The organism is Scandinavium sp. (genome assembly GCF_036271055.1).
Lineage (GTDB): Bacteria > Pseudomonadota > Gammaproteobacteria > Enterobacterales > Enterobacteriaceae > Scandinavium.
The window spans coordinates 1-3013 of sequence record NZ_DATBBJ010000008.1 but is presented as its reverse complement, the minus strand read 5'-3'; the positions used below and the strand labels follow the sequence as shown (position 1 = coordinate 3013).

At 48.6% G+C, this 3013-nt stretch carries 1 protein-coding gene; it reads right to left on the bottom strand.

Annotated features, from left to right (window positions below):
• The coding region (locus VH187_RS01135) for a tape measure protein (protein ID WP_329699663.1) at nucleotides 1-2951 on the bottom strand (2951 nt) is incomplete at its 3' end.
• Nucleotides 2952-3013 lie beyond the last annotated feature (62 nt).

Here is a 3013-nt window from a genome sequence, read left to right as displayed (position 1 = left end):
GGAGCAAGCAACATCAAGCTGGCAGAAGCAACAGCCAGAGCCGCGGCACCGGCAAGACTTCCTGTCATTGCATACATACCAGCAGCTAGAATGGTCAAAGCTAGAGCAAGACTGATTATACCCTTTGCCAAAGTTCCGACCGATTGCCCACCAAGACTCTCAATAGAGCTGGCAATACCTTTCAGAGCAATGGAAATCAACAAGAGACCTGCTGCTGTAACCACCATATTTGAAGGCATGAGCTGCATAGCGCCAGCGATGATGACAAGAGCGGCAGCAATCGAGGCCATACCCTTGGCAATCTGTACCCAAGACAACTTGCCGAAGCTGGCAACCGCACTCGCCAATATTTTAAGCCCTGTGGCAACGACAACTAGACCTGCGCCAATTTGAATCATCCCAGATGGGAAGAGCTTCGAAGCCAGGCCAATACCGCCTAGGGCAACAGCAACAGAAGCCATACCCTTGCCCAACGCCTCCCAACTCATGCCACCAAACTGCTTGATAGCCAGAGCCAGAATATTCAGAGCTATGGCAATGGCAGTAATACCAATACCAGCACTGATCAGTCCTGTGGTACTCTTGGATAGTGGGCCAGCAGCTATAGATATACCCACAAGAAGCAATCCAACTGCCGTAAGGCCCTTAGCAAGTTGCTCCCAACTCATACCACTGAGCTTCTTTACCGCTATGGCAAGAATATCAACAGCAGTAGCCAATAGAATCATAGACCCGGCAATAAGTGGGATCTTGACGAACCCTTGCATTGGAATCTTGTTTATGATAGCCATGGCACCGACAAGTTCACCCATAGCAAAGGCCACACCAGCTATAGCTTTATTGAGCTTAGCCGACGGAATCGTAGACATTGCGACAATTGAAGCGGTAAGAAGTGCAACAGCTGCGGCAATCTCGAGCAACGTAGCGGCCTTGATCGACTGCTGCATATTCTTGAGCGCACCGGTCAAGCCATCAAACATCCCAGTGATGCTCGACATAATCCCGCCACCGGCTTTTTCACCAAGTCCACTGAAGAACTTCTTGAACACCAAATACATACCGCCAAGAAGGCCTGTTTGGACAACCGATAGCAATCCTTGCCAGTTGATGTTCTGGAGAGCCGTACCGATCTGAGTGCCAAGATTCCCAATCTCGTCAACAATAGCTTTGAATCCTGGCTTCAACTTGGTTGCTATGTCGCCAACACCTTGCCAGAAATTGTCCCAAGCAGTCTTTGCTCCATCGAGAACTTTCTGCAAAGGCGATAAAGCTCCGGCCATTCCGCCTACTACTGCGGAAAATCCTCCGGAGGATTTTGATCCAAATCCACTGAAAAGACTTCCAATAGCAGAGGCCATTCTCTCGATAAATTTGATCGGCTGGACAAGCACGCTTCCAAGCCCGACAAAGAAATCATGAAGTCTATTACCCGACTTGAGAGCTTTGTCAACTGAGACTAGAAAGTCGCCAATGTTTCCGGTAAGGTTCAGGAAACCTCCACCACCCTTGCCAACTGCAGCAAAGAGCGTAGAAAAGACGGTAAATACACCACTAAGAAGCTGCTTACCAATATCAAGAATCGCAAATAATCCGGCAAACGTACGCTTCAAATTATCGATAGTCTGTGCACTAGGCATAAGTGACTTCATGAAGTTGTCAAATGCCTTGGTCATACTGACAAGCTGGGCGGCAGTCGTAGGTGGGAAGATCTCTCGGAAAGCAGCCTTGATAGGCGCCATTACTGCCCCAAGATCTTTCCAAGCCTGCTTAAGCGCATCGATCATAATAGTTCGACCGCCAAGCTTGGCCCAACCCTCGAGAAGCCGATTCAAATCATAGATAGGCTTTGTCAGAGCATTCTCAGCAACAGTGTGAATCTTGCTGAATAGAGTAGTTGCTCCGTTGATATCGCCAAATATAGTTTTGAAGATAGCTGACCATGCCGTAGCAACTTCCTCTTTCAAGGCTTGCTGCAACTGAGTCATCGTCTTGATGTTGGTCGCAGCTCCTGAAGCTACTTTGGCCAATCGCTCAATATCCTTGATCTGAGCAGCCGTGTAACCTTCCGCTTTCAACTGAGCGGTGGTCATATCTCCTGTAAAGCCCTTGAGCGTCGTTGTCAGGACTTTACTGGTGAGCCAACCGCTGTGCAACGACTGTCTGAACGAGTTACCTGAGTTTGTCCACTGATCAAAGGTCTCGCCTACCTTGGCGTTCTTAATGGTGTGCATAGCGACGCCTGTGTCATACAGGGCCTTCTGGAATACCTTACCACCCATACCAGCATTGACTACCGAGTTCCAGTCCTGAAGCTTGACTGTTCCGGAAGCAATAGCCTGTGAAAGCTGGTACATTGCCGACGAAGCTTGATCCGCATTGGATCCAGACAACGCGGCCAGGTTGGCAATACCCTTGATCGATGCGGTTGACGTCTTGAGGTCAACACCGGCAGCCGTGAAGGTACCGATGTTCTTGGCCATCTCAGAGAAATTGTAGATCGTCTTATTCGCGTAAGTATTCAGCTCGGCCAATGCGCTATTGACCTGAGCCAAACCCTTCTTGCCAGTAAGACCAGTGTTTGCCAGAATCGTTTGAACAGCATTGATCTGAGTCTCATAGTTGTGAAACCCAGCCACAATTGGGTCAATAGTCAGCGATTTGGCAAACTTCAGCCCGGCATCCACCACTTTGTTAGTGATGTTATTGAGCACCGAGATAGCGATGACACCGAGCGCGGAAAACTTACTCTTAATGAAATCAAGAGCTTTGGCTATAGGATTGAGGTCGACCTTTGAAGCAGAGGCACTAACTTGATCTAGAGCATCGCCAGCTTTGGGAAAACTCAATGCCGACTTCAACTTGTTCAAAGCATTGATAGCTGCATTGACACCAGTTTCAAACTTGCTGGATTCGAAACTCATCGATACAACTTTGTCATCAACACTTGCCATTAGACTTTGGTCACCTCCTTCCACGCTTCGGCCGCTATTCTGTCAAATATAGGTCTTATCGC